14 protein-coding genes are annotated in these 14,418 nt (G+C 63.4%); 2 read left to right on the forward strand and 12 right to left on the reverse strand.

What is annotated here, in order from left to right; all coding sequences use genetic code 11:
• Window positions 1-273: KUP/HAK/KT family potassium transporter (locus ACFSQT_RS21670; protein ID WP_379021951.1), on the reverse strand; the 273-nt coding region annotated here is incomplete at its 3' end.
• A 103-nt stretch (window positions 274-376) separates the two neighbouring features.
• Window positions 377-1,117, reverse strand: a complete 741-nt coding sequence (locus tag ACFSQT_RS21675) for a pyridoxine 5'-phosphate synthase (protein WP_379022171.1) — start codon at window positions 1,115-1,117, stop codon at window positions 377-379.
• 114 nt (window positions 1,118-1,231) lie between these two features.
• On the opposite strand from ACFSQT_RS21675, the gene ACFSQT_RS21680 reads away from it, so the two are divergent.
• On the forward strand, window positions 1,232-1,636 hold the full coding sequence (locus tag ACFSQT_RS21680; RefSeq protein ID WP_379021953.1) for a SpoIIAA family protein: 405 nt from the start codon (window positions 1,232-1,234) through the stop codon (window positions 1,634-1,636).
• 36 nt (window positions 1,637-1,672) lie between these two features.
• Here the strand turns inward: ACFSQT_RS21680 and ACFSQT_RS21685 are convergent, their stop codons facing one another.
• Window positions 1,673-2,800 (reverse strand): ATP-dependent DNA helicase, encoded by a 1,128-nt coding sequence (locus ACFSQT_RS21685; RefSeq protein WP_184873422.1) that lies wholly within the window; start codon window positions 2,798-2,800, stop codon window positions 1,673-1,675.
• A 167-nt stretch (window positions 2,801-2,967) separates the two neighbouring features.
• Between ACFSQT_RS21685 and ACFSQT_RS21690 the strand changes: the two genes are divergently transcribed.
• Window positions 2,968-3,264 carry a DUF1330 domain-containing protein gene (locus ACFSQT_RS21690; protein ID WP_379021955.1) on the forward strand — a complete coding sequence of 99 codons (297 nt, stop codon included), beginning with the start codon at window positions 2,968-2,970 and terminating at the stop codon, window positions 3,262-3,264.
• A gap of 41 nt (window positions 3,265-3,305) precedes the next feature.
• On the opposite strand, the gene ACFSQT_RS21695 is transcribed toward ACFSQT_RS21690, so the two are convergent.
• The 9 genes from ACFSQT_RS21695 to ACFSQT_RS21735 all read right to left on the reverse strand — a co-directional run bounded on the left by ACFSQT_RS21695 (window position 3,306) and on the right by ACFSQT_RS21735 (window position 14,307).
• Window positions 3,306-3,710 (reverse strand): nitrile hydratase accessory protein, encoded by a 405-nt coding sequence (locus tag ACFSQT_RS21695; protein ID WP_379021957.1) that lies wholly within the window; start codon window positions 3,708-3,710, stop codon window positions 3,306-3,308.
• Complete coding sequence (gene nthB, locus ACFSQT_RS21700; RefSeq protein WP_379021959.1) at window positions 3,697-4,356, reverse strand: nitrile hydratase subunit beta; 660 nt, start codon at window positions 4,354-4,356, stop codon at window positions 3,697-3,699. The genes ACFSQT_RS21695 and nthB overlap by 14 nt, the downstream gene beginning before the upstream one ends.
• Window positions 4,353-4,958, reverse strand: a complete 606-nt coding sequence (gene nthA, locus ACFSQT_RS21705; RefSeq protein ID WP_379021961.1) for a nitrile hydratase subunit alpha — start codon at window positions 4,956-4,958, stop codon at window positions 4,353-4,355. The genes nthB and nthA overlap by 4 nt, the downstream gene beginning before the upstream one ends.
• A gap of 73 nt (window positions 4,959-5,031) precedes the next feature.
• Window positions 5,032-8,196 carry an efflux RND transporter permease subunit gene (locus tag ACFSQT_RS21710; RefSeq protein ID WP_379021963.1) on the reverse strand — a complete coding sequence of 1,055 codons (3,165 nt, stop codon included), beginning with the start codon at window positions 8,194-8,196 and terminating at the stop codon, window positions 5,032-5,034.
• Window positions 8,193-9,461, reverse strand: a complete 1,269-nt coding sequence (locus tag ACFSQT_RS21715; RefSeq protein WP_379021965.1) for an efflux RND transporter periplasmic adaptor subunit — start codon at window positions 9,459-9,461, stop codon at window positions 8,193-8,195. The genes ACFSQT_RS21710 and ACFSQT_RS21715 overlap by 4 nt, the downstream gene beginning before the upstream one ends.
• A gap of 272 nt (window positions 9,462-9,733) precedes the next feature.
• Window positions 9,734-10,330, reverse strand: coding sequence for a LysE family translocator (locus ACFSQT_RS21720; RefSeq protein WP_379021967.1), 597 nt, complete (start codon window positions 10,328-10,330; stop codon window positions 9,734-9,736).
• 123 nt (window positions 10,331-10,453) lie between these two features.
• A complete protein-coding gene (gene ilvN / locus ACFSQT_RS21725) occupies window positions 10,454-11,026 on the reverse strand; it encodes an acetolactate synthase small subunit (RefSeq protein WP_224663182.1) in 573 nt (190 codons plus the stop codon).
• Between the two features lie 84 nt (window positions 11,027-11,110).
• A complete protein-coding gene (locus ACFSQT_RS21730) occupies window positions 11,111-12,892 on the reverse strand; it encodes an acetolactate synthase 3 large subunit (protein WP_379021969.1) in 1,782 nt (593 codons plus the stop codon).
• 251 nt (window positions 12,893-13,143) lie between these two features.
• Entirely contained in the window at window positions 13,144-14,307 is a 1,164-nt protein-coding gene (locus ACFSQT_RS21735) for a DUF6600 domain-containing protein (RefSeq protein ID WP_379021971.1), read from the reverse strand.
• Between the last annotated feature and the right edge of the window lie 111 nt (window positions 14,308-14,418).

A 14,418-nucleotide genomic window follows, 5' to 3' on the forward strand; every position in this document is an offset into this window, starting at 1 on the left:
CAGCACGAACATGATGTATTTGATGGTGACGATGATCGTCAGCGACCAGATGATCAGCGACAGCACACCGAGAATATCGCCACGCTGGGCGACATTGCCGCCCGACGACGCCACCAGCGCCTCGCGGAAGGCGTAGATCGGGCTGGTGCCGATATCCCCATAGACAACGCCGAGCGCGCCCAGCATCAGAACCTTGGTGCTGTGCTGTTCGATTTCTGGATGGCTCGATTGTTCGACGGGTTCTGCCTCAGTACCAGCATTGGTAAGGGCCATGGACGACACTCCGATAAGCGCGCGGTGCTCTACGCTTGCTGCGATGCAATATCAAGTGCCGTCGCGTGATGGCTGCCATGCCTGCCGCGCGAGGCTGCCATCGCTACCACCCGCAGGCCTTGAGAAATCGACCCACCGTGCCAGCCATGCCATACTCCAACGCATCGGCTGTCAACCCATGTCCGATCGACACTTCGGCCAATGCGGGAATGCGCCTTGCCAGCGCAGGCAGATTGCTGACCACCAGATCATGGCCGGCATTGACCTGGAGGCCGGCGGCAAGCGCGGCGTCGGCGGTTTTTCCCAGTCTTTCCAGCTCCTTGGCCGCTCTGGCGGGATCGGAATGATAACTGCCATACGGCCCCGTATAGAGCTCTATGCGGTCGGCGCCGGTGTCACGCGCCGCCGTCACGCAATCGGGGTCCGGATCGGCAAACAGCGACACGCGGAAGCCCCCCTTTTTCAGACGCTTGACGATTGGTGTCAGGAACGCGGCCTCGGCGGCAAAGTTCCAGCCATGGTCTGAAGTCGCCTGCGCCGGATCGTCCGGCACCAGCGTCACCTGTTCGGGCTGATGCTTTTCCACAAGCAGCAGGAAATCCTCGGTCGGATAGCCCTCGATGTTGAATTCCGCGCGCGGAAACTCGTCGTCGATCAGGGAGCGGATCTCTGGCAGGTCGGAGTGTCTCGTGTGCCGCTCGTCGGGGCGTGGATGCACCGTCAGCCCATGGGCTCCGGCTGCGAGCGCAATGCGGCCGAGACCGGTCACGCTCGGCCACGGCAGGTCACGCCGGTTGCGCAGCATGGCGACGGCGTTGAGATTGACGGAGAGCTTTGCAGGCATGGCGGCGGCCTCGGAAATCATTCGACGCGCCACCTATAATGCCTTTGGCGGGAACAGACAGGGGGTTTCGGGTGTTCCAAGCTTGATGAATTTGAGTCCGGGAAAGGAAGCGCCATGAATTTTCTCGACGCCGTGCCGGCGATCCGCCGTCTCGAGACCAGCCGTGACGACCTTCTGGCCATCGACGTCGTCGGGCACGTCTCGGCGGCCGATGGCGAAAACCTTTTCGGGTTGATGGAGGCAGCCTATGCCCTCCATCAACGCATCGATGTGCTGGTGCGCCTTGTCGACCATGATGGCGTCGACTGGGCCAATATCGCGGAAGAAACCCTGAAGCAGGGCACAGTCCACGCAACAGAATATGTCGGCCGTTGCGCGGCGATCGGCGAGCCGGACTGGACCGCGGACGCGCGACACCTGCTGCGGGCTTCGCCGTCGATCGAACTGAAGCATTTCACGACCGAGGATGAAGCCGCGGCCTGGCAATGGCTCGGCGCCCGGCCGACCGGGAAGCAATAGGGTCGCGGCTCCCCGCAAGGGCCTGGCGAATGCTCGCTACCTGACGATCGTCAGCCGCTCGGCTGCCCGCGTGATGGCGGTGTAGAGCCAACGCTGGCGGGTTTCCTTGAAGGCCCAGCTTTCGTCGAACAACACGATCTCGTTCCACTGCGAGCCCTGTGCCTTGTGCACGGTCAGTGCGTAGCCATAGTCGAAATCGTCGAAGCGCTTCTTCTGCTGCCAGGGGATATCGGCATCCGGATCCTCGAAGGCCGCCTTGAGCAGCTTGATCTTGGCGACGCCGCGATCCGGATCGTCCTCTTCCGGCGACACCAAAAGGTTGATGCCGGGCTTCACCGTCTCGCGCGACGACGTCATCACCTTCCACAGTGAGCCGTTGAGCAGACCCTTGGCCGGATCGTTGCGCAGACAGACCAGCTTGTCGCCTGCCTGCGGATAGTCGGCATTGAAGCCTTTGAGCTCGCGCAGCCGCTGATTGTAGCGTCGGCGCGTGCGGTTGGTGCCGACCAGCACCTGGTCGGCCTTCAGCACCAACTCCTGGGTGACGTCTTCCTTGCCGATCACCTGTGCCGTGCCGTAGTCGCCGCGCATGAATTCGCGGCCTTCGCGAACATCGAGCGCCAGCCGCAGGATCGGGTTGTCGCGCGCCTGCCGATGGATTTCGGTGAGCAGGAAATCCGGCTCGTGGTCGGTGAAGAAGCCGCCGCCCGAAATCGGCGGCAGCTGGCCGGGGTCGCCGAGCACCAGGATCGGCGTGCCGAAGCTCATCAGGTCGCGGCCAAGCTGCTCGTCGACCATCGAGCATTCGTCGATGACGACCAGTTTCGCCCGCGAGATCGGGCTCTGCCGGTTGAGCGAAAAGGTCGGCGACATCGACGTCTTGCCGGTGACCTCGTCAGATACCGATTCCTCGCCCTTTGGCCGGTAGATCAGCGAATGGATGGTGCGGGCATTGACCGCGCCCTTGGAGCGCAGCACTTGCGCCGCCTTGCCGGTGAAGGCGGCGAACTGCACCTGGCCGTCGACATGTTCGGCGAAATAGCGCGCCAGCGTCGTCTTGCCGGTGCCGGCATAGCCGAACAGCCGGAACAGCTGCGGCTTTCCGGTCTTCAGCCAGCGGGCAACCGCTTGCAGCGCCTCGTCCTGTTGGGGAGAGAATTCCATCACAGCGAGAGACCGGATTCGCAAGGGAAAGACAAGATAGCTGCCACCATCATTGACCATCGGAGGTACCTAGGTGCCGCCATACGTACGGCTAGGCAATACCCTGGCTTAATTGCAGGATCGCTAATGGACGCGCTTCAATGCGTCTCTTCATGGAGGTAAGGGCAATGGCAGCATATCTTATTGCCGATGTAGACATAACCGACGCCGCCGTTTTCGAGGAATACCGCCGGGATGTACCTGCAACCGAAGAGCGCTACGGGGGAAGGTACCTCGCTCGCGGCGGAGCAACCAAAGTGTTGGAAGGCGATTGGGAACCTCACCGCCTGGTTATTGTCGAGTTCCCAGACATGGCTTCCCTGACGGCATGGTACGATTCGCCAGAATACCAACGGCTCAAACCTGTCCGCGAACGCTCTGCCAGGACGAGGATCTTCGCTTTGGACGGCATGCCCACCGGTTAAAGGCCAAGGCTTGCCGAATACAATCGCCAGGCGAAAACGAGTTATCTGGCCGCACGGCCCTGACCGCTCGGGCCGCCACGACCTTTGGCCGGTCGAGGATCGTTCTCCAGCAGGATCGGCTTGCCGTGTGGGGTGGCATGCGCAGCACGCTCCCAGGCTTCAGCCATCGCGTCGACATCCGCCTTGGCGGCCAGCCCTTTTGAGGCAAGCAGGCTTTCCAGCGCCGCCAGCCAATGCTCGTAGTAGTCATGGCCGTCAGCCGCGGCACCCGGTCTCTTGACCTGCGCCGACAGCGCCTGCGCCCACTCGGCCCACGAGAACAGGCCCTTGTCGTGCAGCGCCACCGTCATCGCGAACGCTTCGGCCTGCCATGGCTCGGCGAAAACCGGCGCATCGACGCCCGGAGGCAAATCGGCGACGTGTCCGTTTGCCTCAAGCCGGCTCAAGATAGCTCTCCCAGGCATCGATCGACACAGCAAGCGTCGGGTCGGCGCCCTCGCCCCAGATTTCCGACCCCTCGAAAACCACGGTGTAGACCCATTGCGGATTCTCGCCCCGGCCATGCGCGTTGCTGTCGGGGAACACGAAACCGTCGCGCACCGCCTCGATCGTTCCATGCTTGCCGCGTGCATAGCGCGGCAGCCGTGTGTGGCCGGTCGGGTTGAAGTTTTTGGTCCGCACGGGATCGCCGGCCTTGAACCGCGCCGGCTGCGCCACCGGCCGGTCGCAAGGCCCGCCCTTGGCCAGCACACCACGCACGTTTTCGGCCTTCAGCACCCGTTTGGGTGTCGCTGCCGGATCGACCGCCGTGCCTGCCTTGAGATCGCGCTCGCTGACAAAACCATGGCGCTTGAGCAGCACTTCCAGGGCCTTGATCCAGATCTCGTAGTAGCTGGAGGCATAGTATTCGGCGGGATGCAGCGATTCCCGCGCATGCCGGCTCTCGTCGATATTCCAGGCCCCCATCGCGCCGGCGCACAAGGTCACGCCGAGCGCCCGCTTTTCCCATGCGGCATGGAAATACGGCTCATCCACTTCAGGGGCCACGGGGCCGAAGCCCATCTGCCCGCCGAGGTCTTGCGGTCCGTTCATGCCGGCTGCCTCGCCAGTGCGGTGCCGATCATCGCATCGCGGCTCACCAGGTCGGCCAGCCGCTCCTCGCCCCAGCCCTCGGTGTCCTCCGGCCGCATCGGCACGACGAGATAGCGCAGTTCCGCGGTCGAATCCCAGACGCGGATCTTCTTGGTCGGCGGCAGCGTCAGCCCGAACTCCTCCAGCACACCGCGCGGATCGATGACCGCGCGCGAGCGATAGGGCGGCGCCTTGTACCAGACCGGCGGCAGGCCAAGCACCGACCACGGATAGCAGGAGCACAGCGTGCAGACGACGAGGTTGTGCGTGTCCTCGGTGTTGAAGACCGCCTGCATATGCTCGCCCTGACGGCCCGTATAGCTGAGCGATTCGATCGCCGCCGTCGCATCGCGTTTCAGCCAGTCGGCGAATGCCGGATCGGCCCAGGCCTTGGCCACCACCCTGGCGCCGTTGCGCGGGCCAATCCTGGTCTCGTAGGTGTCGACGATGACGTCGATCGCTGCCGGATCGATCAGCCCCTTGCGGGTGAGGATGGTTTCCAACGCGCGCACGCGGGCGGCAAAGGGATCGAGTTCGTTGTCGTGGTCATGATCGTGTGACATGACGCCAAATTACGGTCGCGATCCCTGTGCCGCAAGCGCAACGGCTTGGGCCAGATGCTTGAGACCGCCGCTTCTATTCGGCAGCCGTCTTCTGCGGTTCGACATGTGGCTCCGCGTTGACATCGAACAGCGATGGCTGCGCTGCCGGCAGGTCCGCAATCTCGGCGTCGCGCCGCTTCGGCCACAGCCCGAGCAGCCAGCTCGAGAAATGCTCCATGTAGACATAGATCACCGGCGTGACGAACAGCGTCAGCGCCTGCGATGCGACGAGGCCGCCGACCACGGCCACGCCAAGCGGCTGGCGCAGTTCGGCGCTGGCGCCGGTGCCGAGCGCGATCGGGATGGTGCCCATCAGCGCCGCCAGCGTCGTCATCATGATCGGGCGGAAGCGCATGATGCAGGCCTTGTGGATGGACTCGACCGGCGACATGCCTTCTCGTCGCAATTCGAGCGCGACGTCGATCATCATGATGCCGTTCTTCTTGACGATGCCGATCAGCATCAGGATGCCGATGACGGCGATGACCGACAGGTCCATTCCGGCAAGCCGCAAGGCGACCAGGGCACCCAACACCGCCGACGGCAGGCCGGTCAGGATGGTCAGCGGATGGATGAAGCTCTCATAGAGGATGCCGAGCACGATATAGATGGTGAGGATGGCGCCGCCGATCAGCAGACCCTGGTTGGCAAGCGAATCCTGGAAGGTCTTGGCCGTGCCGGCGAAAGTGGTCGAGATCGCCTTCGGCATGCCGATCTGCTCTTTCAGCGCGTTGATGCGGGTCACGCTATCGCCGAGCGCCACACCTTGCGGCAGGTTGTAGGAGATCGTCACGGCCGGAAGCTGGCCGAGCTGATTGACGGTCAAGGCGCCTGCCGTGCGATCGACGCGGGCAAAGGCGCCAAGCGGCACCAGACTGCCACTGGCAGTCCTGACCTGGATGGCCAGCATCCGTTCCGGCGACCACTCGATCTTCGGATCGAGCTCCATGACCACCTGGTAGCTGTCGGCCGAGCCGAAGATGGTCGAGACCTGCGCGGTGCCGAAACCACCATACAGGCTTGAGCGCAGCGTGTCGGTGTCGATGCCGAGCGATGCCGCCTTGTCGCGGTCGACGACCAGCGTTGCCTGCAAGGCGTTGTTCTGCAGATCGCTTGTGACGTCGGTGAAGGTCGTGTGATCGGCCGCCAGGGCGTCGTTCAACTTCTGCGCCCAGATGTCGGTCTGGCCCGTATCGAGGCCCTGCACGACAAGCTGATAAGCGCTGGCCGAGGATCGCGAGCCGAGCCTGAGGTTCTGCACCGGCTGCATGTAGGTTTCGATGCCCGGCACATTGGCCAGCTGCCTGCGCAGATCCGACTGCACCTTGTCGATGTCCGGGCGTTGGTCCTTGTCCTTCAACTGCACATAGAGCTGGCCCTGGTTCAGTGCATTGCCGCCGCTGCCCGCCGACCATGCCACATGCGAAACATAGGGCGAATGGGCAAAGACGTTTGCCACCTGCCCTTGCAGCTTCACCATGGCGTCGAAAGAAATGTCCTGGCGCGCGATCGTCGTCACCGAAATCTGGCCGATGTCTTCCTGTGGGAAGAAGCCCTTCGGCGAAATCTGGATCAGCCACACCGACGCTGCCGCGGTGCCGATGAAGACAAGGAAAACCAGGAAGGTGTGGCGCAGGCAGAAGGTCAGCATCCAGTCATAGCCGCGCAAGAAGAAATTGTGCTTCTTGCCCTCGTCATGGGCCGCTTCGCGCTCGGCCTTCGACACCGACAGCAGCCTGGAGCAAAGCATCGGCGTCAGGGTCAGCGACACGAACATCGACGCCAGGATGGCGACCGTCACCACCACCGCGAACTCGTTGAAGATGCGCCCGATCACCCCGCCCATCAACAGCACCGGGATGAAAACGGCGACCAGCGAGATCGAAATCGAGATGATGGTGAAGCCGATTTCGCGCGCACCCTTCAGCGCCGCGTCCATGGCCGACAACCCATCCTCCTCCATGTGGCGGAAGATGTTCTCCAGCATGACGATGGCGTCGTCGACGACGAGGCCAACCGCCAGCGTCAGTCCCATCAGCGAAATGTTGTCGATGGAAAAACCGAACAGGAACATGACGCCGAGCGTGGCAATCAGCGAGATCGGCACCGCCACCGCCGGGATGATCGTCGCCGTCACCCGGCGCAGGAACAGGAAGATCACCATGATAACCAGGGCGATGGTGAGCAGCAGCGTGAACTGCACGTCGCTGACGGCGGCGCGGATCGAGGTCGAGCGGTCGTTGAGCAGCTTGATGCTGGCGGCGGCCGGCATCTGGTCCTGGAACGACGGCAGCATCGCCTTGACGCGGTCGACGACGTCGACGGTGTTGGCGTCGGGCTGGCGCTGCACCGCCATGATGATCGCACGGGTGCCGTCATACCAGCTGGCCGTCGTCGTCGTCTGCACAGAATTGATGACGCGGGTGACTTCGCCCAGCCGCACCGGATGACCGTTCTTGGTGGCGATGATGAGGTTGGAAAATCCGGCCGCATTGGTCAACTGCGTGTTGGCGGTGATGGTCAGCTGCTGCTGGTTGTTCTGTAGCACGCCGAGCGGCGTGTTGCTGTTGGCCGAGGCAATCGCCGTCTGCAGCTGGTCGATCGAGATGCCGCGCGCCGCAAGCGCGGTCGGATCGATCTGTATGCGCACGGCATATTTCTGCTGGCCGAAGATCGAGACCTGCGCAACGCCATCGATCGTCGACAGCGACGGCGAGATGACGTTCTCGGCGAAGGCATCGAGATCGGTCAGCGGCACCGTGTCACTGACTAGCGACATCAGCAGGATCGGTGCGTCGGCGGGATTGACCTTGCGATAGCTTGGAGGCGACGTCATCTCCGGCGGCAACGATTTCTGCGTGCGCGCGATCGCCGCCTGCACGTCGGCCGCCGCAGCGTCGATGTCACGGTTGAGCACGAACTGGATGGCGATCGATGTCGAGCCGAGCGAGTTGGTGGTCGAAATCGAATCGATACCGGCAATGGTGGCGAACTGCTTGATCAGCGGCGTTGCCACCGATGTCGCCATGGTTTCCGGCGAAGCGCCCGGCAGCGAGGCCGACACATTGACCACCGGAAATTCGGCGCTCGGCAGTGCTGCCACCGGCAGGAACTTATAAGCGAACAGCCCGCCCAGCACTAGGGCGAGCGACATGAGAAGGGTGGCGACGGGCCTGCGGATGCAGAATTCGGAGATCATTGGCGTGCCTCGGCGGGCTTGTCGGCCTCGGCCACCTTGGCAGCAGCCTGGCCACCGGCACCGGCCGTGGCCTTGCCTTCGTGCACAGCGGCGCCGTCCTTCAGCCTTGTCTGCCCCTCGACGACGACCTTCTCGCCGCTTTTGAGACCATCGCTGATTGCACTGTTTTCGCCTTCGGTCAGCGCCACCTGCACCGGCCGCATCTCGACCGTGTTGTCGGGCTTGACCACATAGACGAACGGTCCCTTCTGGCTGGGCTGAACCGCGACCGTGGGAACCGATGTCATCTTCGGCATGATGCCGGCGTCGAGCACGACATTTACATACTGGCCCGGCCACAACGAAAGATCGGCATTCGGCACGCTCGCCCGCGTCGCGATCGTACCGGAGGCGGTGTCGACGCTGGAGTCGACGAAATCGAGCGTACCCTTGCCGATCGGCGTCGGATCGCCGTCCTTGGTCAGCGTCACGGCACCTTGGATCGGCGCCGCCAATGCCTTGTGCAGCAGAGCCAGGTTGCTCTCGGGAAGATTGAAGTTGACCTGCAGCGGGTCCATCTGGGTGATGGTCACCAGCGGGGTCGCCGTGCTGCTGTTGCCGTTGCCGGTGGTGACGAGGTCGCCGACGGCGACACTGACCGCGCCCAGCCTGCCGGAAATCGGCGCGGTGATCGTGGCAAAGCCAAGCTGGACATTGTCGGCGTCGATTGTCGCCTTGTCGGCATCGACGGTCGCCGCGGCAGCTTTTTGCGCCGCAACCGCCTGGTCGTAGGTCTGTTGCGTGCCGGCCTGCTTGGCGACCAGATCCTTGGCGCGCTGAAGATCGGAATTCGAGCTGGCGAGCATCGCCTGGTCCTTGGCCAGCGTCGCCTGGTCCTTGGCTAGTTGCGCCTTCAACGCGCGGTCGTCCAGCGAAAACAGAACGTCGCCGGTCTTCACCATCTGCCCGTCCTTGACGTCGATCGATACGATCTGGCTGGACACCCGCGCATTGATGCTGACGACGGCCGGAGACGAGACGAAACCGATCGCATAGCGCCGGATCGGGAAATCGGCCGTCGAAGCGACGGCCGAGAGGATTGAGGCCGAGCGCGCCGCGTTGGCGGCCTTTTTGTCCGAAGCCGCGGCCGGTCGGTCCGACGCGGGCGCCTGCTTTTGGCCGATGATCTGCTGAACCCTGCCCAGCGTTTCAGGCGAAAGATAGAGCCAGGCTGCCCCGCCCACGCACGCGACGGCAAGCAACGAAAGAACGACTTTTCCACGCATGGTCAAAAGGTCCTCTCCACCCGACACGCCGAACCCGATGGTCATAGTCTAGCGCAACTCACGGCCCATTGCCGCGATTTCGCCGAATAGATAGGACACGCCTTTGTCGGAAAAGGGCCAGAACACGGCATTACGAAGATTTAATGTGCAGTGCACAATGGCTGTGCAGCGCGGTCTCCGTCCCGAGCAGAACGGCCGGTGACATCAGGGACCGTTTCGAATTTCGCGCTGGCGAGCCAGATGGCGGCCGGGGTAGAATTTCCAAACAGTCTCTATCTCAACATTGGCCAAAGCGTCGCCGCCAGCAGCACGCCCATGGCGATGTTGAACCATTTCAGCCGCACCGGGTCCGACAGGAAACCGCGCAGCGCGGTGCCGAAACCCGCCCATACCGAGACGCTCGGCAAATTGACGACGGTGAAAGCCACCGAGATCAACACCACCGACAGGAACGGATGTTGCGGATTGGTGTAGACGGCCATGGCGGTGATCGCCATCACCCAGGCCTTGGGGTTGACCCACTGGAACGCCGCCGCATCGATGAAGCGCATCGGCTGCCCCTTCGCCTCACCCTTGCCGGCAAGCGAACGCGACATGGCGATCTTCCAGGCGAGATAGAGCAGATAGGCGCCGCCGGCGACCTTGAGTGCCGTATGCAACATCGGAAACGCGGTCAGCACCGCACCAAGGCCAAGCCCAACCGCCACCAGCAGCACAAGGAAACCGATGCTGATGCCCAGCATGTGCGGAACTGTCCTGAGGAGGCCGAAATTCACCCCCGATGCCAGAAGCATGAAATTGTTCGGCCCCGGCGTGATCGACGTCACCAAGGCGTAGACAAGCAGCGCAAGGAACGCGTCAAGCGACATGATATCCTCCCCGACACGTCAGCACTATTGTCTCTTTCCAGCGGCCGCGCAAAGACCAGCGGCCGGTTTATGGCCGAGCCAGACCTAAGCGAGTGTGAAAGATTTGGAAGGCCTGGCCGTGCCTTACATCGCCTGCGGGCCGCGGTTCAACGCCGCCACGCCGGTGCGGCAGATTTCGATCAGGCCGAGCGGCTTCATGATGGCGATGAACTGGTCGATCTTGGTGCCCTTGCCGGTGATCTCGAAGATGAAATGCTCGGTGTTGGCGTCGATGACGCTGGCGCGGAACGCGTCGGCCAGCCGCAGCGCCTCGACGCGGGCCTCGCCGGTGCCGGCAACCTTGACCAGCGCCAGTTCCCGCTCCAGCGGCCGCTCCTGGCCGGATTCATGCGAGCGCACGGTCAGGTCGACCACGCGGTGCACCGGCACGATGCGCTCGAGCTGGTGCTTGATCTGCTCCAGCACGTGCGGCGTGCCGCGCGTCACGATGGTGATGCGCGACAGGTGCTTCTCGTGCTCGGTCTCGGAGACGGTCAGGCTCTCGATGTTGTAGCCGCGCCCGGAGAACAGGCCAATGACCCGGGCAAGCACGCCCGGCTCGTTGTCGACCAGCACGGAGAGCGTGTGGTTCTCCGGCTTTTCCGTTTCCTTGGCGATGAAGTAGGCGGAGCCGGTCGGTTGTAGCTGTGCGTTCATGACATCAATCTCGATTTCAAATTCTTGATCTAACTCTCTGTTTACGCACGGCTTCTTGCGATAGCCCTGCCTCGGCTAGGCTGGCTACACCAATTCCCTGCCCTTGGCGTCGATGGCGTTGGCCACCGCCTCGTCGGTCGCCTCGTCGGGCAGCAGCATCTCATTGTGTGCCTTGCCCGACGGGATCATCGGGAAGCAGTTGGCGAGCGTCGCAACGCGGCAATCGAACAGCACCGGCTTCTTGACCGCGATCATCTCCTTGATCGCGTCGTCCAGTTCGTCCGGCTTCTCGCAGCGTATGCCGTGGCCGCCATAGGCCTCGGCCAGCTTGACGAAGTCCGGCATCGCTTCGGTGTAGGAATGCGACAGCCGGTTGCCGTGCAGCAGCTGCTGCCACTGCCGCACCATGCCCATGTACTGGTTGTTGAGGATGAAGATCTTGATCGGCGCGTCATGCTGCACCGCAGCGCTCATCTCCTGCATCGTCATCTGCACCGAGGCGTCGCCGGCGATGTCGATGACCAGCGCGTCGGGATGCGCGATCTGCACGCCGAGTGCCGCCGGCAGGCCGTAGCCCATCGTGCCCAGCCCGCCTGACGTCATCCAGCGGTTCGGCTTCTCGAAATGATAGTGCTGCGCCGCCCACATCTGATGCTGGCCGACCTCGGTGGTGATGTAGGTGTCCATGCCCTTGGTCAGTTCGTAGAGCCGCTGGATGGCGTATTGCGGCATGATCACGTCGTTGTTCATCTTGAAGGCGAGCGAGTCGCGCGCACGCCATTTGGCGATCTGCTCCCACCAGGGATAGAGCGCCTTCTTGTCGGCCTTGGCGGTCGCCCGCCACAGCCGCACCATATCCTCCAGCACCCGGCCGACATCGCCGATGATCGGCACCTCGGTGTGAACGTTCTTGTTGATCGACGACGGATCGATGTCGATGTGGATCTTCTTCGAGTTCGGCGAAAACGCGTTCAGCCGCCCGGTGATGCGGTCGTCGAAACGCGCGCCGATGCAGATCATCACGTCGCAATCATGCATCGCCATATTGGCTTCGTAGGTGCCGTGCATGCCCAGCATGCCCATCCAGTTCTTGCCCGATGCCGGATAGGCGCCGAGCCCCATCAGCGTCGAGGTGATCGGGAAGCCGGTGAGGTCGACCAGTTCGCGCAGCAGATGGCTTGCTTCCGGGCCCGAATTGATGACGCCGCCGCCGCTATAGATGATCGGCTTCTTGGCGCTGGCCATCAGCTCGACCGCCGCCTTGATCTTCTCCAGGTCGCCCTGGACCTTCGGCTGGTAGCTGGTGCGCGGCGCGATCTGCGGCGGGACGTAAAAACCCCTGGCGAACTGCACGTCCTTCGGGATGTCGACCACGACCGGACCGGGGCGGCCAGTGGTCGCGACATGGAATGCCTCGTGGATCGTCGCGGCGAGCTCGTTGACGTCCTTCACCAGCCAGTTGTGCTTGGTGCAGGGGCGCGTGATGCCGACCGTGTCGCACTCCTGAAATGCGTCGGAGCCGATCAGCGAGGTCGGCACTTGCCCGCTCAGGCAGACCAGCGGGATCGAATCCATCAACGCGTCCTGCAGCGGCGTCACCGCATTGGTGGCGCCCGGTCCCGACGTCACCAGCATGACACCGGCCTTGCCGGTCGAGCGCGCATAGCCTTCCGCCGCGTGGCCGGCGCCCTGCTCGTGGCGGACCAGAATGTGCTCGACCTCGTCCTGTTGGAAAATCTCGTCGTAGATCGGGAGTACCGCGCCGCCCGGATAGCCGAAGACATGCTTGACGCCATTGTCCCTCAGCGCCTGCACCACCATTTCGGCGCCCGTCATTTCACGCCGCTCACTCTGTCCGTTGCTCATCGGTCTGGTCCCGTACTGTCGCCATTTGGGCGTTGCTGGTCGTTTAGTCGTGTTTCAGGCAATAAAAAAGGCCCCCGAGGGAGCCTGTGTGTTGCGCATGGGAGGTTTTCGCCCGGCGGTTACACCGCCTTGCCCACGCGCTTTCCTACGAGAATGAGTGCCGTTTTCATGGTGGCGGACACTAAGGGCGGGAAAGGCAGCCTGTCAACGGGAAAAATCGCGCCGGCACGCGGCCGGCGCGACTGCGATGGTCAGCCCGGCGCCTTGCAGCGGGAAACGCGCGGATCACATTTGGACACCTTCTTGGCCTGCGTCATTGCCGGCGGACGGTGAGGCGCGACCTGCGCCGGACTATGGTGCGGGGTCGTATGCATTGCCAGCGCCTGCTGGTGCGGCTTTTGCGGCCCGGCTCGGTATGCGAGGCGCTGGCCGGGTACCGACTTGAGTGGAGCCGAGTTGGGCGACGACTTTACGACGACCCGTCCATTGCCTGCGCTCTTGCTGGCATGGACCTTGAGTGCATCGGCCTTCACGCCATTGCTGGCGACCATCCGCTTGCGTACACCCGGCTTGGCGGCGGCGGGATTGCCCGCTGTCACAGCGCCTGGAGAAATGGCCTTGTCGCCGGTCACCGTCTTGGGGCCGTGACCCGTGACGGTCGGCCCGCTCGTATTGGCGACCGCCGCGGCCGGTGTTCCATTGCCGGCCAGCTTCTTGCTCTCGGCGCCCCTCGAAGTATCGAGCCGCGCGCTGGCGATCACCCCCTTGCGAGGCGGAGTCAATTTTGCCGCCTTGATCGAGGCTATGACGGCTTTCGGGAACCGTTGCAGCCCGGGTCCTGCATTGATCGCCACAACCTGGTTGCCGAGCCGCACATGCGGCGCGTTGTTGACGACAACCGTCTGGTTGATGATCGTCGTGTTGCGCACGATGACGACATTTTCAGCGGCGGGCCGAACCACCCTGACCAGATCGACCGCGCCGATCGCCGCCACCGGCACGAAACACCACCATGCATCGTCAAAGGCGACGTCGACATCGGGCGGCGCAGGCGCCCAGCCGACATCGTCGCCACCCTGGCGCCAGACCACCCAGGCTGGCGCCCATTGGTCGCCGGCGATCCACACCCAGCCGAAATCGGAATCATAGGCCCAGCGGCCGTAATGGTAGACGACATCGCCGAACGGCTCGGCGGATTGCCAGTACCAGCCGTCGTCGGTCCAGACCCATCTGCCTTCGGTGTAGGGCCGCCACTCGGCGCGGACCGTCGGAACCCAGACGTCGCCGAAGCGGCTGGAGGTTCGCCATCCGCCATAGCCTGAAAGCCTCTCGCGGATGGTCACGGAAATCTCCGCCGCATGCGCGGCTTGGGTTCCGGGCACCAGCGGACTGGTCAAGGTTGCGCTCAGGGCCATGACCAGAGCCATCGCAGCGGCACGTGTGCGCCGGCCAACAAAGTGAAGTGAAGACGGGTGCATAACGGGCATGACGGGCTCCAGAGTTCCGCATCCAGAAAATCGCCAGGA

The organism is Mesorhizobium calcicola, from assembly GCF_042682105.1.
Lineage (GTDB): Bacteria > Pseudomonadota > Alphaproteobacteria > Rhizobiales > Rhizobiaceae > Mesorhizobium > Mesorhizobium calcicola.